Origin of the sequence: Ralstonia sp. UBA689 (assembly GCF_002298975.1) — a bacterium.
Classification (GTDB): Bacteria; Pseudomonadota; Gammaproteobacteria; order Burkholderiales; family Burkholderiaceae; genus Ralstonia.
On sequence record NZ_DBMV01000041.1, the window covers coordinates 144,733 to 168,101 of the forward strand.

General features: G+C 64.0%; 28 protein-coding genes. 6 read left to right on the forward strand and 22 right to left on the reverse strand.

Annotated elements, in window-relative coordinates; translation table 11 throughout:
- Positions 1–9: 9 nt before the first annotated feature.
- Genes B4F51_RS20005 through B4F51_RS20015 form a run of 3 tightly spaced genes read right to left on the reverse strand, consistent with a single transcriptional unit; the run spans position 10 to position 2,590 of the window.
- The gene (locus B4F51_RS20005) at positions 10–1,101 is read right to left on the reverse strand and encodes a COX15/CtaA family protein (protein ID WP_296228397.1); all 1,092 of its coding nucleotides are present in this window, start codon (positions 1,099–1,101) and stop codon (positions 10–12) included.
- 3 nt (positions 1,102–1,104) lie between these two features.
- Positions 1,105–1,767: an SCO family protein gene (locus B4F51_RS20010; protein WP_296228399.1), complete on the reverse strand. Its 663-nt coding sequence runs from the start codon at positions 1,765–1,767 to the stop codon at positions 1,105–1,107.
- Between the two features lie 52 nt (positions 1,768–1,819).
- A complete protein-coding gene (locus tag B4F51_RS20015; RefSeq protein WP_296228401.1) occupies positions 1,820–2,590 on the reverse strand; it encodes an SURF1 family protein in 771 nt (256 codons plus the stop codon).
- 79 nt (positions 2,591–2,669) lie between these two features.
- Between B4F51_RS20015 and B4F51_RS20020 the strand changes: the two genes are divergently transcribed.
- Positions 2,670–2,879, forward strand: a complete 210-nt coding sequence (locus tag B4F51_RS20020) for a twin transmembrane helix small protein (RefSeq protein ID WP_296228402.1) — start codon at positions 2,670–2,672, stop codon at positions 2,877–2,879.
- 109 nt (positions 2,880–2,988) lie between these two features.
- Here the strand turns inward: B4F51_RS20020 and B4F51_RS20025 are convergent, their stop codons facing one another.
- The 8 genes from B4F51_RS20025 to B4F51_RS20060 all read right to left on the reverse strand — a co-directional run bounded on the left by B4F51_RS20025 (position 2,989) and on the right by B4F51_RS20060 (position 9,612).
- Entirely contained in the window at positions 2,989–3,849 is an 861-nt protein-coding gene (locus tag B4F51_RS20025) for a cytochrome c oxidase subunit 3 (RefSeq protein ID WP_296228404.1), read from the reverse strand.
- An 80-nt stretch (positions 3,850–3,929) separates the two neighbouring features.
- Positions 3,930–4,142, reverse strand: coding sequence for a DUF2970 domain-containing protein (locus B4F51_RS20030; protein ID WP_296228406.1), 213 nt, complete (start codon positions 4,140–4,142; stop codon positions 3,930–3,932).
- Between the two features lie 4 nt (positions 4,143–4,146).
- Positions 4,147–4,764, reverse strand: coding sequence for a cytochrome c oxidase assembly protein (locus tag B4F51_RS20035; protein WP_296228408.1), 618 nt, complete (start codon positions 4,762–4,764; stop codon positions 4,147–4,149).
- A gap of 50 nt (positions 4,765–4,814) precedes the next feature.
- Positions 4,815–4,949 carry a cytochrome oxidase small assembly protein gene (locus B4F51_RS20040; protein ID WP_296228410.1) on the reverse strand — a complete coding sequence of 45 codons (135 nt, stop codon included), beginning with the start codon at positions 4,947–4,949 and terminating at the stop codon, positions 4,815–4,817.
- A gap of 61 nt (positions 4,950–5,010) precedes the next feature.
- A complete protein-coding gene (ctaD, locus tag B4F51_RS20045) occupies positions 5,011–6,615 on the reverse strand; it encodes a cytochrome c oxidase subunit I (RefSeq protein WP_296228411.1) in 1,605 nt (534 codons plus the stop codon).
- Positions 6,616–6,656: 41 nt separating this feature from the next.
- A complete protein-coding gene (gene coxB / locus B4F51_RS20050; protein ID WP_296228413.1) occupies positions 6,657–7,913 on the reverse strand; it encodes a cytochrome c oxidase subunit II in 1,257 nt (418 codons plus the stop codon).
- 49 nt (positions 7,914–7,962) lie between these two features.
- Positions 7,963–8,478 carry a DUF2244 domain-containing protein gene (locus B4F51_RS20055; protein ID WP_296228414.1) on the reverse strand — a complete coding sequence of 172 codons (516 nt, stop codon included), beginning with the start codon at positions 8,476–8,478 and terminating at the stop codon, positions 7,963–7,965.
- A 192-nt stretch (positions 8,479–8,670) separates the two neighbouring features.
- Entirely contained in the window at positions 8,671–9,612 is a 942-nt protein-coding gene (locus tag B4F51_RS20060; RefSeq protein WP_296228416.1) for a methyltransferase domain-containing protein, read from the reverse strand.
- Positions 9,613–9,718: 106 nt separating this feature from the next.
- On the opposite strand from B4F51_RS20060, the gene B4F51_RS20065 reads away from it, so the two are divergent.
- Together B4F51_RS20065 and trmL are read left to right on the forward strand one after the other, a co-directional pair.
- Positions 9,719–10,453 carry a ComF family protein gene (locus tag B4F51_RS20065; protein ID WP_296228417.1) on the forward strand — a complete coding sequence of 245 codons (735 nt, stop codon included), beginning with the start codon at positions 9,719–9,721 and terminating at the stop codon, positions 10,451–10,453.
- Between the two features lie 108 nt (positions 10,454–10,561).
- Positions 10,562–11,032, forward strand: a complete 471-nt coding sequence (gene trmL, locus B4F51_RS20070; RefSeq protein ID WP_296228418.1) for a tRNA (uridine(34)/cytosine(34)/5-carboxymethylaminomethyluridine(34)-2'-O)-methyltransferase TrmL — start codon at positions 10,562–10,564, stop codon at positions 11,030–11,032.
- A gap of 26 nt (positions 11,033–11,058) precedes the next feature.
- On the opposite strand, the gene B4F51_RS20075 is transcribed toward trmL, so the two are convergent.
- The 4 genes from B4F51_RS20075 to B4F51_RS20090 all read right to left on the reverse strand — a co-directional run bounded on the left by B4F51_RS20075 (position 11,059) and on the right by B4F51_RS20090 (position 13,531).
- Positions 11,059–12,075 carry an NAD(P)H-dependent glycerol-3-phosphate dehydrogenase gene (locus B4F51_RS20075; protein ID WP_296228419.1) on the reverse strand — a complete coding sequence of 339 codons (1,017 nt, stop codon included), beginning with the start codon at positions 12,073–12,075 and terminating at the stop codon, positions 11,059–11,061.
- 96 nt (positions 12,076–12,171) lie between these two features.
- Complete coding sequence (gene secB / locus B4F51_RS20080; protein WP_296228420.1) at positions 12,172–12,681, reverse strand: protein-export chaperone SecB; 510 nt, start codon at positions 12,679–12,681, stop codon at positions 12,172–12,174.
- A gap of 150 nt (positions 12,682–12,831) precedes the next feature.
- The gene (gene grxC, locus B4F51_RS20085) at positions 12,832–13,089 is read right to left on the reverse strand and encodes a glutaredoxin 3 (RefSeq protein ID WP_296228421.1); all 258 of its coding nucleotides are present in this window, start codon (positions 13,087–13,089) and stop codon (positions 12,832–12,834) included.
- Between the two features lie 19 nt (positions 13,090–13,108).
- Positions 13,109–13,531, reverse strand: coding sequence for a rhodanese-like domain-containing protein (locus B4F51_RS20090; protein ID WP_296228423.1), 423 nt, complete (start codon positions 13,529–13,531; stop codon positions 13,109–13,111).
- Positions 13,532–13,709: 178 nt separating this feature from the next.
- Here B4F51_RS20090 and gpmA point away from each other — a divergent pair, with 178 nt between their 5' ends.
- From gpmA to B4F51_RS20105, 3 genes are all read left to right on the forward strand, one after another.
- Entirely contained in the window at positions 13,710–14,456 is a 747-nt protein-coding gene (gene gpmA / locus B4F51_RS20095; RefSeq protein WP_296228425.1) for a 2,3-diphosphoglycerate-dependent phosphoglycerate mutase, read from the forward strand.
- 118 nt (positions 14,457–14,574) lie between these two features.
- On the forward strand, positions 14,575–16,158 hold the full coding sequence (locus tag B4F51_RS20100) for a S41 family peptidase (RefSeq protein ID WP_296228427.1): 1,584 nt from the start codon (positions 14,575–14,577) through the stop codon (positions 16,156–16,158).
- Between the two features lie 73 nt (positions 16,159–16,231).
- Positions 16,232–16,981: a HesA/MoeB/ThiF family protein gene (locus tag B4F51_RS20105; RefSeq protein WP_296228429.1), complete on the forward strand. Its 750-nt coding sequence runs from the start codon at positions 16,232–16,234 to the stop codon at positions 16,979–16,981.
- A 75-nt stretch (positions 16,982–17,056) separates the two neighbouring features.
- Here B4F51_RS20105 and bfr read toward each other — a convergent pair whose 3' ends face one another.
- The 7 genes from bfr to gshA all read right to left on the reverse strand — a co-directional run bounded on the left by bfr (position 17,057) and on the right by gshA (position 23,095).
- Positions 17,057–17,536 carry a bacterioferritin gene (bfr, locus tag B4F51_RS20110; protein ID WP_296228431.1) on the reverse strand — a complete coding sequence of 160 codons (480 nt, stop codon included), beginning with the start codon at positions 17,534–17,536 and terminating at the stop codon, positions 17,057–17,059.
- A gap of 151 nt (positions 17,537–17,687) precedes the next feature.
- Positions 17,688–17,963 carry a (2Fe-2S)-binding protein gene (locus tag B4F51_RS20115; protein WP_296228433.1) on the reverse strand — a complete coding sequence of 92 codons (276 nt, stop codon included), beginning with the start codon at positions 17,961–17,963 and terminating at the stop codon, positions 17,688–17,690.
- 221 nt (positions 17,964–18,184) lie between these two features.
- Positions 18,185–19,936, reverse strand: coding sequence for a phosphoenolpyruvate--protein phosphotransferase (gene ptsP / locus B4F51_RS20120; protein ID WP_296228435.1), 1,752 nt, complete (start codon positions 19,934–19,936; stop codon positions 18,185–18,187).
- A gap of 35 nt (positions 19,937–19,971) precedes the next feature.
- Complete coding sequence (locus tag B4F51_RS20125) at positions 19,972–20,241, reverse strand: HPr family phosphocarrier protein (protein ID WP_296228436.1); 270 nt, start codon at positions 20,239–20,241, stop codon at positions 19,972–19,974.
- Positions 20,210–20,665 carry a PTS sugar transporter subunit IIA gene (locus B4F51_RS20130; protein ID WP_296228438.1) on the reverse strand — a complete coding sequence of 152 codons (456 nt, stop codon included), beginning with the start codon at positions 20,663–20,665 and terminating at the stop codon, positions 20,210–20,212. Before B4F51_RS20130 ends, B4F51_RS20125 begins: the two co-directional genes overlap by 32 nt.
- A 119-nt stretch (positions 20,666–20,784) precedes the next feature.
- Complete coding sequence (gene gshB, locus B4F51_RS20135; protein WP_296228439.1) at positions 20,785–21,765, reverse strand: glutathione synthase; 981 nt, start codon at positions 21,763–21,765, stop codon at positions 20,785–20,787.
- A gap of 34 nt (positions 21,766–21,799) precedes the next feature.
- Positions 21,800–23,095: a glutamate--cysteine ligase gene (gshA, locus tag B4F51_RS20140; RefSeq protein WP_296228440.1), complete on the reverse strand. Its 1,296-nt coding sequence runs from the start codon at positions 23,093–23,095 to the stop codon at positions 21,800–21,802.
- Positions 23,096–23,369: the final 274 nt, after the last annotated feature.

Sequence of the window (23,369 nt, forward strand, 5' to 3'; positions counted from 1 at the left end):
AGAAAACGTTCAGACGGCGGCCACCGCCGCAGGCATCGGCGCGCGCGCTTGCGCGAGTCCGATCAGGTAGTGCAGACGCACCATCAGCAACAGCAGCACCGCCGCGCCGCCGTTGTGCGCCACAGCAGCCAGAAGCGGCCAGCCCAGCACGATGTTCGATAGGCCCGTCGCGAGTTGCACGGCCAGCACGATGAGCAACACAGTCGCCACGCGAGCGATGCCGGCCACGCGCCGCGCACGCACGCCCAGCCACGCCAGGTAGGTCAGCACGATGACGGCGAACACCCGGTGCGTCCAGTGGATGGCGACCAGCGCGTCATGCGAGATAAACTCGCCGCCGGCGGTCTTGCCAAGCTGGCGCCAGAACGTGAACCCGTGCGCAAAATCCATCGCCGGGACCCACTGGCCGTTGCACAGCGGGAAGTCGGTACAGGCGAGCACGGCGTAATTGGTGCTGACCCAGCCGCCCAGCGCAATCTGTACGATGAGCAGCGCCAGGCCGATCGCCGCCGACATGCGCAGCGATGCGCCACGGCCATCGACCGCGCGCGGCACATCGTTCTTGCAACCAAGCCAGATCAGCGCCGCCAGCAGTGACATGCCAAGCAGCAGGTGCGTCACCACGATGGCCGGCTGCAGCTTGAGCGTGACCGTCCACGCGCCGAACGCGCCCTGCACGCATACCAGCGCAAGCACGGCCGTCGCATACCACGGCGATTGCTTGAGTTCGCGGCGCTTGACCCACGCCAGCACCACCAGCGTGATGATCAGCACGCCCAGCGCCAGCGCGAAGTAGCGGTGCGTCATCTCGATCCACGCCTTCATCCACGTGACCGGGCCGCTCGGCATGGCAGTTTGCGCGGCGTGGATATCGTCCCGCGCATGGAACGGGTTGGACGTGCCGTAGCAGCCAGGCCAGTCCGGGCAACCTAGACCCGAGTCGGTCAGGCGCGTGAAACTGCCGAACATGATCAGGTCCAGTGTCAGGAACGCCGTGATCCACACGAGCTTGCGGTACTTGTTGCGATCCCCCTTGACGAGCACGTAGCACAGCGGAATCAGCGCGATCAGGATGCCGATGGAAGCAAGTTGCAGCAGCATGGCTTATCCGATGCGCGAATACTTCAGCAGCCGAGTGAGGTCACCGCGCACCTTCTTCGGGTCCGGGTCCTTGGGAAACTGCATCATCAGGTTGCCCAGCGGGTCGATCAGGAAGATGTGGTCGGCAGCCGGCGTCTTGCCATCGGCGAGCCAGCTCTTGGGCAGCTCGGGCGCGCGCAGGAAACGCACGGCGGCGTAGTCGTCGTTGTAGGCCTTGACCAGGCGCGGGTCGATCTCGCCCCGATCGGTAACGAGCCATACCGGCACGATGCGGTCGCGGTCCGGCCCCTGGCCGATGCGCAATTGGCGCATGGTGAAGAGCTTGCGCGCGCAGTTGTCGTCGCAGGCGGCGCCATCCACCGAGACCATCAGCCACTTGCCCTTGAGGCTCGCCAGCGGCACTTCGGCGCCATGCTCGTCCTGCACCATCAAGCTGGCCGGGATCGGGCACTGCGGCTCCACCAGCGCGCCGTAGGCCGCCTTGCCCCCGGCCGGCGTGAAGACGTAGTACGCGAGGTATGACGCGATCACCGGCGAAGCACACACCAGCAGCAGGAACAGCATCATCATGCGGCCCCGGCGCGTGCGCGCGTCGATACGCGGATCAACGGGCGCAGCGGCGGCGGGCGTGCCGGGCGCGCCGGACGTGGACTCCTGGTTCACCATGTGATTTCCAATACCTTCAACTGCGGCACTAAGCCGCAACGTGAGTTCGTGTTCAGGCAGCCTCGGAGGAGGCTGCCAAGCGACGATAACGCCGCACGCTGTAGACGACCATCAAGGTCAGCACCACCGCCGCCATCGCAAACCACTGGAACGCGTAGCCGTAATTGCGGTCGGCGCCCAGGTCTGCGCGCGGCCAATCACGCGCCAGGCCGTCTTGCGCGTCGGATTGTTGCTCCACCACAAAGGGCTGCAGCGGCATGCCGATTTCGCGCGAGAAAGCGTCGAGGTCGATATTCTGCCTAAGTCTCTGGCCGGCTTCATCTGCGCCGTCCTTGCGACCGAAACTGTAGACGCGGCTGGCATGTGGCACAGCGATCCCTTCGACCTGCACCTCGCCCGCCGGCGTGGCGTACGGCGCGATGCGCGTGCGGTCCACCGGATCGCGCGGCAGCCAGCCGCGGTTGATCAGCACCGCGCGGCCGCCCGCCCCTTCCAGCACCAGCGGAATCAGCACCTCGAAACCGGGCTGCGACACACCGCCCGCGACGTGCGGGCGATTGTCCAGTAGCACCGTGTGCGCCACATCGAACGTCCCGCGCAGCAGCACGGGCCGATACAACACGGTATCGGCTGCCACGGGCTGAGCGGTGATACGCCGCGCGGGCGCGCTTTGCAGTGCCTCGATGCGTGCCTGCCGATCGACGCGCTCATGCGCGCGGGACAATTGCCAGCGGCCGAGCGCGCACGTCAGCGCAATCAGCGTCATGCCGGCCAGCATCGGCACCGGCGCGAACCACTGACGCAAGGGTACGCGCATCGTCATCGCACCCTTCCGCACGTCAACTCGGTGAGATAATGCCCAGCACCCATTTCCAAGCCTTCAATCCAACACTCAGCCTTCCATGCGCATCGTCGTTGCCATCGCGTTCCTGCTGATCCTCGGCAGCCTTGCCTCCGCGCTGTTCTTCCTGATGCGCGACAAAGGCCACAGCAACCGCACCGTCCGCTCGCTGATGTTCCGCGTGGGTTTCTCGATTGCGCTGTTCATCTTCATCCTGATAGCGAACCGGCTGGGGTGGATCCACAGCACCGGCATCCAGTTCGGCCAATAGCCGCAGCAAGTCGCCCCGCCAGAAAAACGAAACGCCGCAGCGGTGTCCCGTCTGCGGCATTCATTCGCCGGTTTTGGCGAGGCGGCGCAGCGCCGCCCCACAGCTTACCTTAGAGCCAGTACACCACCACGTACAGACCCAGCCAGACCACGTCCACGAAGTGCCAGTACCACGCGGCGCCTTCAAACGCGAAGTGATGCTCCGGCGTGAAGTGGCCCCTGATCACGCGGCCCAGCACCACAGACAGCATGATCGCGCCCATCGTCACGTGGAAACCGTGGAAGCCCGTCAGCAGGAAGAACGTCGAGCCGTAGATGCCGGACGTCAACTTCAGGTTCAGTTCGTGGTAGGCGTGGACGTATTCGAATACCTGGAAGCCCATGAACGTGAAGCCCAGGATGATCGTCAGCAGCAGGCCCTGGATGACCTGGGCACGCTTGCCTTCACGTAGCGCGTGGTGCGCCCAGGTGAGCGTCACGCCCGAGGTCAGCAGCAGCGCGGTGTTGATGGTCGGGATCGGCCACGGGCCCATCGTGGTAAACGGCGCCACCGTGCCGGCCGGACCGGCGTTCGGCCACAGCGCGTTGAAGTCAGGCCACAGCAGCTTGTTGTTCAGGTCGCCCAGCCACGGCATGGCGATGTTGCGGGCATAGAACAGTGCGCCGAAGAACGCCGCGAAGAACATCACCTCCGAGAAGATGAACCAGCCCATCGACCAGCGGAACGAGGCATCGACGCGCTCGCCGTACTGGCCGCCTTCGGATTCGGAGATGGCATCGGCAAACCACGCGCGCAGCACGAACAGGAACCACAGCAGCCCGATCAGGAAAGTCCACGGCGCCCACGGCTGCGCGTTCACCCACGCCGCGGAGCTCAGCAGCACGATCAGCAGACCGATGCTGGCCGTTATCGGATGCCGCGACGGCCCGGGCACGAAGTAGTACGGAGCGTTCGCTCGATTCGCACTCATCTTTTATTCTCCAGCTCTATTTTTTTAAGAATCCACTCGATGTTGCCCGGCCCTTACTGCATCTTGCGTGGACCGTCTCCTCAACCCACCACTGCACGCACGATCATCAACAGCACGAAGATGAACAGCAGCGCGCCCAGAATGCCCGCAATGATCACGTGCACAGGATTGAGCTGTGCCATGTCGCTATCATGATCGCGCCCCTTGCGCACCCCGAAGAAAGACCAGAACACGGCCTTCATCGTTTGTGCAAATGATGCGCGTCGCTTCGTTGCTTCCTTCAGGTCGTCCATGTCCTCACGTTCCTTTGCCCGGCATCGCCGGCGCAATCGTCGACGGTGCATGGATTTCAAAGAAAGTGTAGGACAAGGTGATCGTCTTCACGTCCTTCGGAAGTTCCGGGTCGATCACAAACACCACGGGCATCTCGCGCGATTCGTTGGCCGTCAGCGTCTGCTGCTTGAAACAGAAACACTCGATCTTCTTGAAGAACTCGGTTGCCTGCTTGGGCGCGTAACTCGGAATGGCCTGCGCCTCCACCGTGCGTCCCTCCTTGTTCACCACCTCATAGACGATCTGGTTGATCTCGCCCGGGTGGACTTCCATGCTGTTCTTCACCGGGCGGAAGCGGAACGGCCCTTGGCTGTTCGAGTCGAACTCCACTGTCACGGTGCGTGCGGTGTCAATCTGCGTATTGCGCAGCGCGCCGCCGTCTTCATCGCGCGTGTTCAGCACGTTGATGTTGGTGATTTCGCAGATCTTCTTGTACAGCGGCACCATCGCATAGCCGAAGCCGAACATGATCACGACCACGACGGCCAGCTTGCCGAGCATGGCCCGGTTCAGGCCGCGGTCAGCGGCCCTGCTGTCTTCGGTCGGGTCCTGTTCGTCCAGCTTGGCCGGGGTCTGGCTCATAGGCGGTCTCGCGGGGGCTCAAATCAGCAACTCAGGCGCCGCGTGTTCGGCTAGCTGCCGAACACCACGCGCTTGAAAATCACACCCAGAAAGAAAACCAACGCAATGGTGGCGAGAATGAGCCCCAGACGGCGGTTGTTAGCACGCTGCTCGGGCGTTGTTGGGCTTTTCTCTGGATTCGACATTGTTGTCCGGAGGATCACGGAGCCAGCGCCAGCATCGGCAGCCGGCCCCGCGACACCTGCATTACTTCACGTGCGGCGGTTCTTCAAACGTGTGGAACGGCGCCGGCGAGGGCACGGTCCACTCCAGGCCTTCCGCGCCATCCCACGGCTTGTCGGCGGCCTTCTCGCCACCGCGGTACGACGGCAGCACCACGAAGAAGAGGAAATACACCTGCATCAGACCAAAGCCCAGCGCACCGATCGACGCGACCTGATTGAAGTCGGCGAACTGCTGCGGGTAGTCCGCATAGCGGCGCGGCATGCCGGCCAGGCCCAGGAAATGCATCGGGAAGAACGTGAGGTTGAAGAAGATCATCGAACCCCAGAAGTGGATCTTGCCGCGCGTCTCGTTGTACATGTAGCCCGACCACTTCGGACCCCAGTAGTAGAAGCCCGCGAACAGCGCGAACAGCGAGCCGGCCACCAGCACATAGTGGAAGTGCGCCACCACGTAGTAGGTGTCCTGCAACTGGATGTCGATCGGCGCCACAGCCAGGATCAGGCCGGTGAAGCCGCCGATGGTGAACACGAAGATGAAGCCGAGGGCGAACAGCATCGGCGTCTCGAACGTCATTGAACCGCGCCACATGGTGGCGATCCAGTTGAAGATCTTCACGCCGGTCGGCACTGCGATCAGCATCGTCGCGTACATGAAGAAAAGCTGGCCGGTGACGGGCATGCCGGTCGTGAACATGTGGTGCGCCCACACGATGAACGACAGGATGGCGATCGAAGCTGTGGCGTACACCATCGAGCTGTAGCCGAACAGCGGCTTGCGCGCGAAGGCCGGCACGATCTGACTGATGATGCCGAACGCCGGCAAGATCATGATGTACACCTCGGGGTGCCCGAAGAACCAGAAGATGTGCTGGTACATCACCGGGTCACCGCCGCCGGCTGCCGAGAAGAAGCTCGTGCCGAAATGGCGATCGGTCAGCACCATGGTGATCGCACCTGCCAGCACCGGCATCACGGCGATCAGCAGGTAAGCCGTGATCAGCCACGTCCAGCAGAACATCGGCATCTTCATCAGCGTCATGCCCGGCGCGCGCATGTTCAGGATGGTCACGATGATGTTGATCGAGCCCATGATCGACGAGGCACCCATGATGTGCACCGCGAAGATCGCCATGTCCATGCCCGGGCCCATCTGCACCGACAGCGGTGCATAGAGCGTCCAGCCGGCAGCCGTGGCGCCACCCGGGGCGAAGAACGAGCCCACCAGCAGGATGGCCGCCGGCGGCAGCAGCCAGAAGCTGAAGTTGTTCATCCGCGCGAACGCCATGTCGGAGGCGCCCACCTGCAGCGGGATCATCCAGTTCGCAAAGCCCACGAAGGCCGGCATGATCGCGCCGAACACCATGATCAGGCCATGCATCGTGGTGAACTGGTTGAACAGCTCCGGATGGAAGAACTGCAGGCCCGGCTCGAACAGCTCCAGGCGGATCAGCAGGGCCAGCGTGCCACCCGAAAGCAGCATCGCGAAGGAAAACAGCAGGTACAGCGTGCCGATGTCCTTGTGGTTGGTCGCAAACAGCCACCGGCGCCAGCCGTGCGGATGGTCGTGCGCGTGGTCGTCTCCATGACCGTGCGCGTGATCTTGCGGGTGCGTAACAGCGGTGCTCATCGCAGAACTCCTTGGATTCGTTTCGTCACGCAGACGATCAATCAGCCAGCGTTGCGGTCTTGCGCCGCGCTCACTTGTTGGACGGCCACCTTGCCGGGGGCTTGCGCAGAAGCGGTCTTGGCGCCGCCGCCTTCGGGCATCTTGCCGCCGCGTGCATCCTTGACTTGCAGCGGCTGCAGCACGTCACCGGTGTGGTTGCCCCAGTTGTTCCGCTCGTAAGTGATGACGGAGGCGATTTCCACATCGTTGAGCGCCGAGGCCCAAGGCGGCATGGCGTTCTTGCCGTGCAGCACGATGTTGACGTGATCGGCCAGCGGACCATTGGCGATCTTCGAGCCGTCCAGCGCCGGGAACGGACCGCCGCCCTTGCCGTTGGGCTGGTGGCAGACCGCGCAGTTGGCGGTGTAGACCTTCTCGCCGCGCGACTTGAGCTCGTCCAGCGTGTAGGTCTTGTTCGGGTCATCAGCCTTGGCGGCCATTTCCTTCTTCTTGCCGTCGACCCACGCCGTATAGTCGGCATCCGACACGACGCGCACGACGATCGGCATGAACGCGTGTTCCTTGCCGCACAGCTCGGCACACTGGCCGCGGTACACGCCCACCTTCTCGGCCCTGAACCACGTATCGCGCACGAAGCCCGGGATGGCATCCTGCTTCACGCCGAAAGCCGGGATCATCCAGGAGTGGATCACGTCGTTGGCGGTGGTGACGATGCGCACCTTCTTGTTGACCGGCACGACCAGTTCGTTATCGACCTCGATCAGGTACGTGTTGCCCTTGGGCGCCTGGTTGTCGATCTGATCGCGCGGGGTGGTGAGCGTGGAAAGGAACGAGATGCCCTCGCCTTCGCCCTTCAGGTAGTCGTAACCCCACTTCCACTGGTAACCGGTGGCCTTGATGGTGAGGTCGGAGTTGGTGGTGTCCTTCATCGCGACCACGGCGCGCGTGGCCGGCAGCGCCATCCCGATCACGATCAGGAACGGCACGATGGTCCAGATGATTTCAACCGTGGTGCTTTCGTGGAACCTCGCCGGCTTGTGACCCAGCGATTTGCGGTGCTTGAAAATGGAGTAGAACATCACCCCGAATACGCCGATGAAGATCACGATGCAGATGATCAGCATCATCCAGTGCAACCAGTGGATCTCGGCCGCGATCTTGGTGACCGGGGGGGCGAGATTCAGTTGTCGCACTGCGGGGCCGCCCGGCATGTCTTCCACTGCCAGAGCCGTTTGACTGAGCGCGAGGAGGAAACCTGCCGCCAGCAAACTTGCCAATGTCTTATTCAACATTTTCATTTTTCGTTGTCCCACAATTTACAGATTCCACTCTGCCCCGGTGCGAGGCTCAAGGAACCTGGGGTGGCGACCCAAGTCCCAAACACCAGGAAAGCTCGTCTGCGAGACAACGCCGACCGGCAGGGTCAAGAAACCGACCCACCCGCACGACGCGCCCGCTCGAACACAGCGCGACCTGCTCTCGCAGCGACTCCTCCAACTCCACGCGCACCCAGCGCGGGTTGAATACGTGGCGCACCCGCCGGCTTGCGAAGACCTGTTCGACCACCAGTGCATCCGCGTCCAGCCGGATGTGCTCGTAGTCGGAGGCGTGCCGGGCATAGTACAGCAACGCCCATCCCAGAGCCGTGACCTCCAGCCCAGAGAAAGGCAGCACGAGCCAGGCGCCTTGCCACGCAAAAAACGTAGCGATCACGAACGAGAGAATGACAATCGAGAGGTAGAACCAGCCGACCTGGCGGGGTGAAAGCGAGCAGTTTCGCTTCATGAGCCAGTTCTTCCGCGGCGATTCCGGGATGGTGGAGGCGCCGCACGCTAGCTGGAGCGCGATTCCAATGTCGTGCATTGAACCACTCCTGCCTCGGATGCATACCCGATCGGTTCGCCCGTGGCAAAAACGGGATAGGCCTTTGGGGGACTGCTGCGACAAACCGGCACAGTATATGGCCCTAATTGACCTCGAACAAGGCAAAGCGTCTTTATGCAAGTCCCGGCTTGACAAGGGGCTGTCAATGCCGTTGACGCATGCAAAAGCGCCTCAGCTACGCGGCTTGCGGCCGATCTGGTCGACCGGGATCATCGTCCGCCCCTGCTCATCCAGCGCCTGACGCTTCGTGGGCGCAAGCTTCCAGGCATGGCCGTAGACGACTTCGAAGGTCAGTGGAATCAAACCCTCAGCGTTGCGTTGGGCGTCCAGCGCGTCGAACAGCCGCTGGCGCCAGCGCGGTGTGTGCAGGCCCACGCCCGCCAGGCCGCGGCCGTCGCCGTTGGTCAGTCCCGCCATGCCGCCCAGCAGATGCACGTCGGCCAGCAGCGCCTGGGGCGTTTCGTAGGTGATGGTGAGCTGCTCCATGTCCATCACAGGCGTGGACCAGCGGCTGTGCACCAGCATGTCGCCGATGTCATGCATGTCAACAAAGCGCAGCGTGTGGACGCCCGCGTCAATGCCGGCCAGGGCGCTACGCAGCTCGCGCAGGGTGTCAGGACCGAACAGGCTGAACATCAACAGGCCGCCTTCGGCGGTGATGCGGTGCCATTCCGGAAAGATCGCGTGCGGAGACGGGTCCCAGTGCAGCGCTAGGTTCGACCACAGCAGGTCGAACGATGCCTCGGCAAACGGCAGCGCACGGAAGTCGGCCTGAGCAAAATCGAACACGGGGCGCTTCTTCAGCAGGCGGCCGAGCCAGCCGGCGTCGCTGCGCTGCGGATCAAGCTGCTGGGCCTGCGCCAGCATGGCGGCCGACCAGTCCACACCGCATATCTGCGCGTCCGGGTACTGCGCCCGCAGCACCGCCAGCCCCTGCCCCAGGCCGCAGCCCAGGTCCAGCGCGCGTGACGGCGTCACCTTGATATAGGACAGCCGGTCCTGCATCCGGCTGCCCACCTCACGCAACAGGAAATCCACGTCGGCAAAGCGCGCGGCGCGGCGATCGAAAGCGCGCCGCAAGGCGGCAGGACGGGCAAGGACGGGATCGGACATCGGAGAGGCAAGGCGGTGCAGCGGTCGCCAAGTATACCGGCGGGATGTTTTAGGCGCCGTCTGATGGCGCAGCAGCCGCAAATCGGTTGGGATAGCGGCTTTTGCCATGCCTCCAACCCTCTTGCGCCAGTGGTTTCTCGCCGGTCTGCGGCACCTGCTTCCTTGCACCTGCGCGCTGTGCGGCGCGGTCCAGCGCGAGCTGGTCTGCGCCGGCTGCATGGGCGACCTGGCCCCGCTGCTGCACCGGCGGCGCTGCATCCAGTGCGCCATCGCGCTGGAGCCGCGCCACCTTGCCCGGCATTGCCAGGCCTGCCTGGCTGGCGTGCCCGACTTCGACGCCACTGTCGTCATTGCCGACTACGGCTGGCCGCTCGACCACCTGGTCACCGGATTGAAATTTCGGGCCCAACTGCCGCTGGCAGCCTGGCTGGCGGAGCGCCTGGCCGATCGACTCAATGACGCGCTGGCCACCACGCCAAGCGGTTTTCCGGACCAGCTGCTGTCAGTGCCGCTCTCGTCGGCCCGCCTGCGCTCGCGTGGCTACAACCAGGCGTGGGAGATTGCCCGGCGGTTAGGGCAACGGCTCGACATTCCCGCCCAGGCAGACGGGCTGCGCCGCGTGCGCGACAACCCCGCCCAGGCCACGCTGGACCGCGCCGAGCGCCTGGCCAACCTGCAGGGCGCGTTCGAAGTGACCACCCGCGCGCGCGTCGCCGGGCATCACATCGGTGTCGTCGACGACGTGATGACCACAGGCGCCACCCTTGGCGAAATCGCCACCCAACTCAAGCGGGCAGGCGCTGCATGCGTGACCAATGTCGTCGCCTTGCGCACGCCTTGACCATATGCTTGTGCGACATTGTGTCGCGGTTCTGGTGTCCGGTTGTGGCGAGGTGACAACCCTCGCCAATCTGGATAAGCTCGCCGCCGAAGTTCTCCTGCCGCAGCCATGTTCAACGTCGTCCTCGTCGAGCCCGAAATCCCACCCAACACGGGCAATGTGATCCGCCTGTGCGCCAACACGGGCGCGCAGTTGCACTTGATCGAACCATTGGGTTTTCCGCTGGAGGATGCACGCATGCGCCGCGCGGGCTTGGACTATCACGAATACGCGACGATGCGCGTGCACGCCGATTGGGACGCCTTCCTGCGCGATGCGCAGCCCGATCCGGCACGCATGTTTGCGCTCACCACGCGCGGCTCGACGCCGTTTGCCAGCATGGCGTTCCGGCCGGGCGACTGGTTCGTGTTCGGTTCCGAAACACGCGGGCTGTCGGAAGAGCGCCGCGAGTGGTTTCCTCCAGCGCAGCGAATCCGCCTGCCGATGCGGCCCAACAACCGCAGCCTGAATCTGTCGAACACCGTGGCGGTGGTTGTATTCGAGGCTTGGCGCCAGAACGGATTCGAGGGCGGCGCCTGACGGCAGCGCCTTGCGGCGCAGCGCGCTTAACGTGTCGACTCGGACTTGGCGTCGCGCTGCAGCAGCCGTTCGACCGCGCGTGCGGGCGCAAGACCCTCGAACAGGACTTCGCACACCGTAAACGTAATGGGCATGTCCACGCCCTTGGCACGTGCCAAGGCGGCCACGGCCCGCGCACAGCGCACGCCCTCGGCAACGTGGCCCAGGCCATGCAGGATGTCGTCGAGCGTGCGGCCCTGCGCGAGCTGCATGCCGACGGTACGGTTGCGCGACAGGTCGCCCGTGGCGGTCAGCAGCAGGTCGCCTATGCCGGTAAGCCCCATGAAGGTTTCCGGCCGGCCACCGAGCGCCAGCCCCAAGCGGGTCATCTCGGCCAGACCGCGCGTAACCAGCGCGGCGCGCGCGTTCAGGCCCAGCCCAAGGCCATCGGCGGCACCGGTGGCGATGGCCAGCACGTTCTTGACCGCGCCGCCCACCTCCACGCCAACGAGATCATCGCTGGCATACACGCGCATCGCGTGATGATGAAAACCGCGTTGCGTAAGCTTGCACAGCGCGGCGTTGGTCGACGCGACCGTCATCGCGCACGGCAAGCCCTGCGCGACCTCCTTGGCGAAGCTCGGCCCCGAAAGCACGCCCACCGCCAAGTCGGCGCGGCCCGTCTGCGCCAGCACCTCGGCAACGATGGCGTGCGGCAGCGCGCCGCTCTCGGGGTCAAAGCCCTTGCATAGCCAGATCACGTTGCGCACACCACCGTGCGCGGCAATCGCACGCGTCAGGTCTGCCAGCCCAGCAACGGGCGAAGCGATGACAGCCAAGGCGTCGTCGCCGGCCGCGTGGTCGAGCGCGGCTTGCAGGTCGGCGCCAAATCGCAGCGACGCCTTCAGCGTGATCCCTGGCAGATAGGCGTCATTGACGTGCGTGGCCGCCATCTGCGCGACGAGGCCGGCATCACGCCCCCACAGCACGACATCGTGCGATTGCGCGGCATGGCTGGCCAGGGCGGTGCCCCAGGCACCGGCACCGAGAACGGAAATTCGCATGCGCTGGTTCAAAATCGGTCAGGCAAAAGGTCGGGCAAAAAAAAGCCCGCGCGAGCGTGAGGCCAGCGCGGGCTTCTGGCGCAGTGCGCCTCGTCTTTAGTGAGTGGCCTTCGAGCCGTCCGGCATCACCAGACCGGCGCTGCCAGCTTCTTCCATGGCGGCGGCCAGGCGTTGCTCGTACAGGGCCTGGAAGTTGATCTCGGCCAGGTGGATCGGCTGGAAGCCGGCGCGGCCGATGGTGTCGGCGATGTTCGAGCGCAGGTACGGGTACACGATGGTCGGGCAGGCGATGCCCAGCAGCGGGTCCATCTGCTCGGCCGGCACGTTGCGGATGTCGAAGATGCCGGCTTGCTTGGCTTCCACCAGGAAGGCGACCTTCTCTTTCACTTTGGTCGTGACCGTGCCGATGACGGTCACTTCAAACACGCCCTCGGCCAGTTGCGAGGCGGACACGTCCACCTGCACTTCCACGGTCGGCTGTTCCTGTTCGAGGAAAATGTGCGGCGAGTTCGGCTGCTCCAGCGACAGATCCTTCAGGTAGACGCGCTGGATGTTGAAGAACGGCTGGCCATCCTGGCCCGGTTGCTGCTGTTGCTGGTCGCTCATGACTCGCCTTCGGAATAGATGTGTGGTCAGTGCGCAGAGGGGACCGCCCCACGCGCAAGACGCGTATGGTACATGACGCAATGGCGCCCACCATGAGAGTGGGCCTAAAAGTGCGACGCCCGGTCAAAACCGGGCGTTTTCATGAGGCGCTTACGCAGCCAGCAGTGGCACCAATCCGCCTTCGCGGTCCAGCGCGGACAGATCATCGAAGCCGCCGATATGGCGATCGTCGATGTAGATCTGCGGCACCGTGCGGCGGTTCGTGCGCGTCATCATCTCTTCGCGCTTGCCGGGTTCGCGGTCGATCAGGATCTTCTCGATCTGCTCAACGCCACGCTGCCTCAGGAGTTTTTCCGCTGCCACGCAATACGGGCAGACAGTGGTGCTGTACATGACCACGTGTGCCATACATCCAACCTCGTTGTCTTTATTTCACGACGGGAAGACCGGCCTGTTGCCAGGCGGCCAATCCGCCCTCGAGCGAATAGACCTCACTGTAACCGGCCTGCTTCAAGACTGCTTGCGCCCGCCCGGCACGTTGGCCGGTCTGGCATACGAGGATGATGGGGATCTCTTTATTCTTTGCAATGCCGGCAGCCTTGCCTTCTAGCTCGCCAAGCGGTGCATGCTTGGCTTGCGGCAGATGGCCTGCGGCGTATTCGGCACTCTCGCGCACATCGACTACCACGGCATTGCGGCGGTTGATGAGTTGGGTCGCCGCCGAGGCGCTCACCTTGGCGCCACCGCCACCGGCAATGCGGCGCTGAACGGAAGACCAGACCAGCAGCAGACCCGAAACAATGGCGACGGCAAGCAGGGCGAGATTGTTGTAATCGGCGAAGAACTTCACGGTATGGGTTTCCTGGAGGGATCGGGCGGGCATCATCCGAACATTTCGCACGCGCGAAAGACTCAATGCGGGCGGCATTATAAAATAGTTAGTTTCGGCGGCAGGATTACGTCACGCTTGGATGTCACATCCGTGCGTGGGCCGCATGCAGGTTTTCTCACTTCTCATCATGGCAGTCATGCACAAGCTCGTCCTCATCCGCCACGGCGAATCAACGTGGAATCAGGAGAACCGCTTCACCGGCTGGGTCGACGTCGACCTGACCGACACGGGCATCGCCCAGGCCCGCCAAGGCGGCCGCCTGCTACGCGAAGCCGGCTTCACGTTCGATCTGGCCTACACCTCGGTGCTCAAGCGCGCGATCCGCACGCTGTGGCACGTGCAGGACGAGATGGACCTGATGTGGATCCCGACCCGCAGCGAATGGCGCCTGAACGAGCGCCACTACGGCGCCCTATCGGGTCTGAACAAGACCGAGACGGCCGCCAAGTTCGGCGACGAGCAAGTCCTGATCTGGCGCCGCAGCTATGACACGCCGCCCCCCGCCCTTGAGCCCGGCGCCGAGAATGACGTCTTCGGCGACCCGCGCTATGCGGGCCTCTCCCGCCAGCAGGTGCCCCTGACCGAGTGCCTGAAGGACACCGTGGCCCGCGTGCTGCCGCTGTGGGAAGAATCCATCGCTCCGGCCATCCAAAGCGGCAAGCGCGTGGTGATCGCCGCGCACGGCAACAGCATCCGCGCGCTGGTGAAGTACCTCGACGGCATCTCGGACGCTGACATCGTCGGCCTGAACATCCCCAACGGCACGCCGCTGGTGTATGAGCTGGACGCCAACCTCAAGCCGATCCGTCACTACTACCTGGGCGACCAGGAAGCGATTGCCGCGTCGCTCGCGGCGGTGGCCAGCCAGGGCAAGTCGAAATAAAGCGTAACGGGGCGCTTGGCACTCCAACGCCTTTATACTGTCGAAGCCTGTAGCCCGGGATGTGCGCGAGCCATCCCGGGTCATGTTTATCTATCGTTCCCACGTCCGCCCTCGACACATGCGAACTTCGCTCAAGAACATCAGCTTGATCGCCATCGGCCTCGTTACCGGGGTCCTGGCGACGCTCCAGCTCTCCGCCACCGCACAGAACGCGACGGTCGGGCCGCTCCCGCTGGAGAAGCTCCGCCTGATGGCCGACATCTTCGGCCAGATCAAGCGTGAATACGTCGAGCCGGTGGACGATGACAAGCTGCTGACCGAAGCCATCAAGGGCATGGTTGCCAGCCTCGACCCGCATTCGGCCTACCTCGACAAGAAAGACTTCCAGGAACTGCAGGAAGGCACCCAGGGCCGCTTTGCCGGTCTGGGCATCGAGATTTCGCAAGAAGAAGGCCTGGTCAAGGTCATCAACCCGATCGAAGACACCCCAGCCTTCCGCGCCGGCGTGCAGCCGGGCGACCTGATCACCCGCATCGACGACAAGCCCGTACGTGGCATGCCGCTGGAGCAGGCGGTCAAGCGCATGCGCGGTGCGCCGGGCACCAAGGTCACGCTCACCATCTACCGCAAGAAGGAAGAGCGCACCTTCCCGCTCACGATCACCCGCGCCGAGATCCAGGTGCAGTCGGTCAAGACCAAGCTGCTCGATAACGGAATCGCCTGGGTGCGCATTACCAGCTTCCAGGAACGCACCGTGCCGGATCTGGCCAAGAAGCTGAACGATCTGGCCCGCCAGAATCCGCATCTGAAGGGCCTGATCCTGGATCTGCGCAACAACGGCGGCGGCGTACTGCAAGCGGCTGTGGGCGTATCGGCCGCGTTCCTGCCACCGGACGTGACCGTGGTCTCCACCAACGGCCAGGTGCCGGACGCCAAGCGCACGTACAAGGCGAACTTCGCCAACTACCGCTTGAGCAGTTTCGAGTCCGATCCGCTGGTCGGCCTGAACCCCGAATTCAAGAGCGTGCCGATCATCGTGCTGACCAACGCCTACACGGCGTCGGCTTCCGAAATCGTGGCCGGCGCGCTGCAGGACCATCACCGCGCCAAGACGATGGGCAAGACGACCTTCGGCAAGGGTTCGGTGCAGACGGTGCGTCCGCTGTCCAACGACACCGGCATCAAGCTGACCATCGCGTACTACTACACGCCGTCAGGCAAGTCGATCCAGGCCAAGGGCATCCGCCCGGACGTCCCGGTCGACCAGAACCCGGACGGCGACCCGGACGACGCGCTGATCACCCGCGAGATCGATACTGAGCGCCACCTGCACAACAAGCAGGAATCGGAAGAAGCCGAGATGAACGAGCGCGAGAAGCGCCGCGTCGAAGAGCTGCGTCGCCTGGAAGAAGAAAACGCCAAGAAGACGCCCGAGCAGCGTGAGAAGGAACGCAACAAGAAACCGATCGAGTTCGGTTCGGCCGACGACTTCATGCTGCAGCAGGCCGTCGCTGAACTGCAGGGCCAGCCGGTCAAGCGCTCGAAGTCGGTGCTTGAAGCGGTAGCGACTTCGGACAAGCCGGCCAAGGACACCAGCGCGGCCAAGCCCAAGGCCAAGCCTGCTGCTGCCCCTGCTCCTGCCAAGCCCGACGTGCCGGCCAGCGGCGTGATCCCGGTCCCGGAGCCGACCGGCACACGTTGATCGGTACATAGCCCGGCAAACGCTGGCAAACTTGTAAGGCCGTGCACCGCACGGCCTTTTTCGTTTCCCCGCCATGAACGACGAACAACTGCTGCGCTACTCCCGCCATATCCTGCTCGACGAGATCGGCATCGAGGGGCAGACGCGGCTGCTCAACGCGCATGCGCTCGTCATCGGTGCAGGTGGCTTGGGCGCAGCGGCCCTGCCTTACTTGGCCGCCGCAGGCGTGGGTACGCTCACCATCATCGACGATGACACGGTCGATCTGACCAATCTGCAGCGCCAGATCCTCCATACCACCGAGTCGGTCGGGCAGCCGAAGGTGGCATCGGCACAGGCCGCCATCGCGCGCCTGAATCCGGGCGTGCGCGTAAACGCCGTGCAGCGCCGGCTTGATGCGGAAGGGATTGAGGCACTGCTCGATGGCGTCAGCGTGGTGCTCGATTGCTCCGACAACTTCGCCACGCGCCAGGCCGCCAACATCGCCTGCGTGCGTGCGGGTGTGCCACTGGTGTCGGGCGCCGCCATCCGTTTCGACGGGCAGATCAGCGTGTTCGACAGCCGTGCCGGCGGCCCCTGCTACGCATGCCTGTTCCCGCCCGACGAACCCGCGCCGGACGTGGCCTGCGCAACGATGGGCGTGTTCTCACCGCTGGTCGGGATGGTGGGCACCGTGCAGGCGGCCGAAGCGCTCAAGCTGATCGCCGGCATCGGCCGCCCGCTCACCGGGCGCCTGCTGATGCTCGATGGTCTGTCGATGGAGTGGACGACGATGCGGATTGCGCGCCAGTCGACCTGCCCGGTCTGCGGTGGCGCGCACTAGAGCGCCCCGAGCACAGTGGCGCCGACAACAAAAAAGGAGGCCGAGGCCTCCTTTCTTCTTGCCGACTGACGGGACTTACTCGCCTTCGGGCTCCATCTGTGACTGCAGGTAATTCTGGATGCCGACCTTCTCGATCAGTTCCAGTTGCGTTTCCAGCCAGTCGATGTGCTCTTCGGTGTCATCCAGGATGTCGACGAAGAGCTCACGGCTGACGTAGTCCTTGACCGACTCGCAATAGGCGATGGCTTCGACCACCGTCGTATGTGCGGCCTTCTCCAGCTTCAGGTCGCACTCGAGCATTTCCTGGGTGTTCTCGCCGAGCAGCAGCTTGCCAAGGTCCTGAAGGTTCGGCAAGCCTTCAAGCATCAGGATGCGCTCGATCAGACGGTCGGCGTGCTTCATCTCGCCGATGGACTCTTTGTATTCGTGGTCCCCGATGCGCTTGAGCCCCCAGTGGCCGTACATGCGCGCGTGGAGGAAATACTGGTTGATGGCGGTCAGCTCGTTCTTGAGCTGGGCGTTCAGATATTGGATGACCTTCTTATCGCCTTTCATTCTTGGGGCTCCTGCAGGTGATGGACGCACGCACGCGTCCGTTCAAGGCGAGCCCTGTACCTGACCCAGCAACAAACGCCGCCGAGGCTGTCAGCCCGGGTGGCAGGTTGCGGCAAGAAAAGAAAATGAGAAAACCGAGAAACCGGGGGTGTCAGGCAGCCAACGCTCGGGCCGCGATGGCCTGGTCATTGGCGACGGGCTCGTCGCGGCGCTCGATTATGGCATGCGTGCTTGCGCGACCCAACACCTGATCGACGGGAATGCAGCTCACCGCTTCGGCGAGCACCTGCTTGGCGCAGTCCCGGCATTGTCCGCAGCACGTGCCGACGCCCAGCGTTTCGGCGAGTTCATCCAGCGTCGAGACGCCCAAACGGGCGGCGCCATGGATTTCGCGGTCGGTCACTTGGTTGCAGATGCAGACGTACACGGGATTCCTCCAGCAACGCTCAAAACGCGCTGCCGGGCCAGAATAACAGAGAACGCAAATGCGAACAATTCTTGTTCTACCCCATTCGAGCGACAGGGATATGCGGGTGCACGCAAGACGTCTTTTCACGAAAATACGTGCAACTTCAATCACTTAGAGGAAGATTCTACCCAAACGGGGCGACGCGCCGGCACAACGGCCGGCGCTTGGGAGGAGAGCGATCAGGCGCGAGCCAGCGCGCCCAATGCGTCCTGGATTTCGGTTGACTCGCAGGCGTGCAGCAGGCGGTCGACCTCGCGCATCAGGCGCGGACGATCGGCACGCAGGATCTGTTGCTTGACGCTCAGCAACTGCGACGGGTGCATCGAGAACTCGGTCAGCCCCATGCCGAGCAGCAGGCGCGTCATGGTGGAATCGCCCGCCATCTCGCCGCACACCGACACCGGCTTGCCGGCCTGATGCCCCTCACGAATGGTGCGCGCGATCAACTGCAGCACGGCCGGATGTAGCGGGTCATACAGATGCGCGACCGCGTTGTCGGCGCGATCGATCGCCAGCGTGTACTGGATCAAGTCATTGGTGCCGATCGAGAGGAAATCCATGCGGCGCAGGAACACCGGCAGGATCAGCACGGCGGCCGGAATCTCGATCATGGCGCCGACCTTGATGGCCGGGTCGTAGACGATGCCGTCGGCATCGAGCGAGGCCTTGGCCCGCTCGATCAGTTCCAGCGTCTGGTCGATCTCGCGGGCGTGCGCGAGCATCGGCACGAGAATCTTCACTGGCCCGAAAGCAGACGCCCGCAGCAGCGCACGCAACTGCGTCAGGAACATCGCCGGCTCCGAAAGCGACCAGCGGATCGCGCGCAACCCCAGCGCCGGGTTGGGCGCCGTCTCGAACAGGTCGTCGCGGATGTCGAGCGGCTTGTCGGCACCGATATCGATCGTGCGGATCGTCACCGGCAGGCCCTGCATCGCCTCGACCGCTGTACGATACGCGCGGAACTGCTCTTCCTCGTCGGGCAGCGCACCACGCCGGTTCATGAAGAGGAATTCGGAGCGGAACAGGCCCACGCCCACGGCACCGGCCTTCACGGCAGCGGCCGCATCCTCTGGCATCTCGATGTTGGCCAGCAGGTCGATCTGCGTGCCATCGAGCGTGACGGTGGGCGTGTGACGCAGGCGCTCGAGCCGCTTCTTCTGTAGCTCGCCCTCGCTGCGGCGGTGGCGATATTCCTCGAGGATGGCCGCACTCGGATCGACGATGACGATGCCGGTGTCGCCGTCGATGATGACGGTGTCGTCCTGGCGAATCAGCGTACTGGCGTTGTGCACGCCCACCGCGGCCGGAATGTCCAGGCTGCGCGCGACGATGGCGGTGTGCGAGGTGCGCCCGCCCAGGTCGGTCACGAAGCCGGCGAAGGTCTGTCCACGGAACTGCAGCATGTCGGCCGGCGCAATGTCGTGCGCGACGACGATCATGCCCGCATCCGGATCGCAACCCGCAGCCACGGGTGCCGGCGCCAGCGCGGGCGCGCCGGCCAGCACCTTCAGAATGCGCTCGACCACTTGCTCGATGTCTGCCTTGCGCTCGCGCAGGTATTCGTCTTCGATCTCGCCGAACTGGCGGATCAGTTCTTCAAGCTGGGTGGTCAGCGCCCACTCGGCGTTGTAGCGGCGCTGGCGAATCAGCGTCTCGGGCACCTGCGAGAGCAGCGCGTCGTCGAGGATCATCGCGTGCACGTCGAGGAAGGCGCCCATCTCTTCGGGCGCATCGGCAGGCAGGTCGCGCTTGAGCGTGACCAGTTCGGCGCGCACGGCGGCGCGGGCGCTGCGCAAGCGCTCGACTTCAGCGTCGAGCTTGTCTTCGTCGACCAGGTAGTGGGACACGTCCAGAGCTGCGCGCGCCAACATATGGGCACGGCCGATAGCGATGCCGCGCGAGACCGGGATGCCGTGCAGGGTGAAGGGCATAGAGGCGCGAGTGAGGCCTGCGGTTGGGTAGCGGGTTATTCGCCTTCGCCGAAACGGTCGTTGATGAGCGCGACCAAGCCATCCATGGCAGCCTGTTCGTCGGGACCTTCGATCTCCAACGAGACGGTGGAGCCGATGCCCGCAGCCAACATCATCACACCCATGATGCTCTTGGCGTCGACCTGGCGGCCGTTACGCGCCATCTTGATCTGACTGTCGAACTTGCTGGCGAGCTGCGTGAGTTTGGCGGAGGCGCGGGCATGCAGCCCGAGCTTATTGATGATGGTGATATCCCTCTGCAGCATATTTGTCCGGATGGTTGGCAACCTGGTTCTGAACGGCTGTCGAGCCGACCTGCAGTACGCCCTGTGAGCCGCCGGCCAACGCCTTGGCGGCAAGCTGGTCCAGCTTTTCGGTGCGATAGCAGATGGCGCGTACCAGCATCGGCAGGTTCACGCCGGCCAGCACGCGTACGCGGCCCGGATCGGCCAGACGCGACGCAATGTTGGCGGGTGTCGCGCCGAAGATGTCGGTGAGCACCAGCGCGCCGTTGTCTTCGATGAGTTCACTGAGCTTGTCGCGCGCCTGCGCAAGTACCGCAGCCGGCTCGGCATCGGGCAGGACGTCGATCGCACCCAGCCGTTCAGGCTGGCCGCAATACACGTGTGCAGCGCAATCGCGCAGTGCGCTGGCCAGCGGCGCATGAGCGATGATCAGAATCCCTGCCATGATCGAAAAGCGAATCGGTGTGAGACCGATTGTATCAGGGCCATTTGTGGCCAATGTGCGCCGATGTGGCGAAACTCCCCCGAGCGAGGGACACCCGCCGGAGGGGCTAAGCCATTTGCCTAGGCCAGCTTGCGGCCCAGCCCGCTCGTCTTGCCGACGGCGCGCTCCAGTGCGTCGATGAACATCCCGGCGACATTGAAGCCGGTCTGCTGGGTGATTTCCTGGAAGCAGGTCGGGCTGGTGACGTTGACCTCGGTCAGGAAGTCGCCGATGACATCCAGGCCGACCAGTAGCAGGCCGCGCTGCCACAGCACCGGCGCAAGTGCATGCGCAATCACCTGATCGCGTTCCGACAGCGGCTGTGCGCGGCCCGTGCCGCCGGCGGCCAGGTTGCCGCGCACCTCGCCCGCCATCGGAACGCGGGCCAGCGAATGCGGCACCGGCGAGCCGCCGATCAGCAGGATGCGCTTGTCGCCCTCGCGAATGGCCGGGATGTACTGCTGGGCCATGATCGTGCGCGCACCGTTGTCAGTCAGCGTCTCGATGACGGCGCCGAGATTCAGGCCGTCAGCCCCGACGCGGAAGATGCCGGTGCCGCCCATGCCGTCCAGCGGCTTGAAAATGACGTCGCCCTGTTCAGCGTGGAAGTCGCGCAGGCGCTTGGCATCACGCGACACGATGGTCGGCACGGTGAACTCGCGGAACTGCGCAATGGACAGCTTCTCGGAGTGATCGCGAATCGCCTGCGGCTTGTTGAACACGCGTGCGCCCTGCCGCTCGGCAATCTCCAGCAGCCAGGTGCTGGTGACGTACTCCATGTCGAACGGCGGGTCCTTGCGCATCAGCACGGCGTCAAAACCGGTGAGCGGCAGCAGGCGTGGGTCGCCAGAGCGATACCAGTCTTGCCCATCCTCCTCGTTGCCGGTCAGGGCGATGGGCGTGGTGACGGCCTCGACCACGTTGCCAGACAGCGTGAGCTGCGATTGCAGGCACGTGTAGATGGCGTAGCCGCGCGCTGTCGCCTCGCGCATCATCGCGAAGGTGGAATCCTTGTAGATCTTGAACGTCGACAGCGGATCGACGATGAACAGGATGCGCATGGTGGCTCCAATGACCGTAGTCGTGATGCAGCGGTCAGATCAGCGGGTTCGGGTCGGTCTTCTCGAGCTCAAGCGACGCGGCCAGCAGGGCCAAGCGCGCCACCACGCCATACATATAGAAGCGGTTGGGCTCGCCGGCGCCCGGCTTGGCATGGCTGTCCGGCAGCGAGTTCGACGCAAACGGCAGCGGCACGAAATGCATGCCCGGGGCATTGAGATTCTCGTCCACGCCACGGCCCGTGTGAACCCGGTAGAACCCGCCAACCACGTAGCGATCGATCATGTAGACCACCGGTTCGGCCACCGCTTCGTTGATCTTCTCGAAGGTATGCACGCCTTCCTGCACGATCACTTCGGAGACCTCCAGGCCTTCCTTGACCACGCTCATCTTGTTGCGCTCCTTCCGGTTGAGGCCCTTGACCTCGGAAGGATCGCGCACGGTCATTACCCCCATGCCGTAGGTGCCGGCATCGGCCTTGACCACCACATACGGGGTCTCGGTCACGCCGTATTCCTTGTACTTCTTGGCGGTCTTCTTGAGGATGGTCTCCACTGCGTGGGCAAGCTCCTCCTCGCCGGTGCGCTCGTGGAAGTCAAGGCCGCCGCACTTGGTGAAGTACGGATTGACCATCCACGGGTCGATATCAATCAGCTTGGCGAACTTCTTGGCCACTTCGTCATAGGCGGCGAAATGGTTGGTCTTGCGCCGCTGCGACCAGCCCGCGTGCAGCGGCGGCAGCAGATATTGTTCGTGAATGTTCTCAAGGATGGGCGGCACGCCCGCCGACAAGTCGTTATTCAGCAGGATCGAGCACGGATCGAAGTCTTCCATGCCCAGCCGGCGGCCTTTGGTGCCGATGCGCTTGATCGGCTCGACCACCAGGCGCTGGCCGTCGGGCAGGTCGATCGGGGTCGGCTCCGTGATGTCTTCGGACAGCGAACCCAGACGCACATTCAGCCCGGCCTGGCGCATGATCTGCGACAGGCGCGCCACGTTCTGTAGATAGAACATGTTGCGCGTATGGCGCTCAGGAATCAGCAGCAGGTTCTTGGCGTCCGGGCAGATTTTCTCGATGGCGGCCATGGCGGCCTGCACGGCCAGCGGCAGCATCTCGGGCGCCAGATTGTTGAAACCGCCCGGGAACAGGTTCGTGTCGACCGGCGCCAGCTTGAAGCCGGCGTTGCGCAAATCGACCGAACAGTAGAACGGCGGCGTGTGTTCCTGCCATTCCAGGCGGAACCAGCGTTCGATGGCGGGCGTGGCGTCAAGAATCTTCTGCTCGAGCTCCAGCAGCGGCCCGTTCAGCGCGGTGATCAAGTGCGGAACCATACCCTTCCTATTGATGTAATTTATCGCCCGCTCCGATTGTAGAGGAACAGACAATAGCTTGCAGACGACAGCGGGCTATCGATATGCGGGCGGCGGAGGGTTTCGCAAGGGGGGGGGGTGCGGCAAAGCACAAGGCCACACGAGAACAGCGGGCAAAAAAAAAGCGCGGGGCTGCCGCGCTTGGGGAATAGCCTGACAGATACGGGGAGCGTTCTGCAGGTGGAGGAAACCACGTCTGCAATGTAAGCGTCCGCATAACGACAGGCAATTGAAG